Origin of the sequence: Shigella sp. FJ200513, from assembly GCF_040495915.1 — a bacterium.
GTDB lineage: Bacteria > Pseudomonadota > Gammaproteobacteria > Enterobacterales > Enterobacteriaceae > ECMA0423.
Map to the genome: position 1 here is coordinate 1 of NZ_JBDYCV010000282.1, position 495 is coordinate 495.

The window sequence follows — 495 nt, forward strand, 5'->3', positions numbered from 1 at the left end:
GCTTCCATCGGAAACGATGATCTGGCAGCCTGAGTTCACAGATAAAACACTCTCCAGGAAACCCGGGGCGGTTCAGCCTGATGCTTCGCACTGGTCTGGGTGCCAGACAAATTGAAGCATACCGCCAGAACTGTTGGGTGGAAGGCTTCCACTTCAAACGAGTATCTCCTTTAGGGAAGCCAGACAGTAAGCGAGGGATTATCTGGTACAACTATCCGAAGATAAATCAGTTTATCAAAGACTCATGATATGTCTAAATTACCAACAGGTGTCGAGATTCGAGGTAAATACATTCGCATCTGGTTCATGTTTCGAGGAAAACGATGTCGGGAAACATTGAAAGGCTGGGAGATTACTAACAGTAACATTAAAAAGGCCGGGAATTTAAGAGCGTTGATAGTTCATCAAATCAGTTCCGGTGGGTAATGACTCCAACTTACTGATAGTGTTTTATGTTCAGATAATGCCCGATGACCTTGTCATGCAGCTCCACCG

The 495-nt window shown here is 45.3% G+C and carries 2 protein-coding genes and 1 pseudogene; 2 read left to right on the forward strand and 1 reads right to left on the reverse strand.

Annotated features, from left to right (window positions below):
• Positions 1 to 80 precede the first annotated feature (80 nt).
• Complete coding sequence (xisR, locus tag ABZJ92_RS22240) at positions 81 to 248, forward strand: excisionase family protein (RefSeq protein ID WP_005049823.1); 168 nt, start codon at positions 81 to 83, stop codon at positions 246 to 248.
• A gap of 1 nt (position 249) precedes the next feature.
• Positions 250 to 420 (forward strand): annotated as a pseudogene (locus ABZJ92_RS22245) (Arm DNA-binding domain-containing protein); the annotation flags it as partial.
• 16 nt (positions 421 to 436) lie between these two features.
• Here ABZJ92_RS22245 and ABZJ92_RS22250 read toward each other — a convergent pair.
• Positions 437 to 493: an IS1 family transposase gene (locus ABZJ92_RS22250; protein WP_003032489.1), complete on the reverse strand. Its 57-nt coding sequence runs from the start codon at positions 491 to 493 to the stop codon at positions 437 to 439.
• Between the last annotated feature and the right edge of the window lie 2 nt (positions 494 to 495).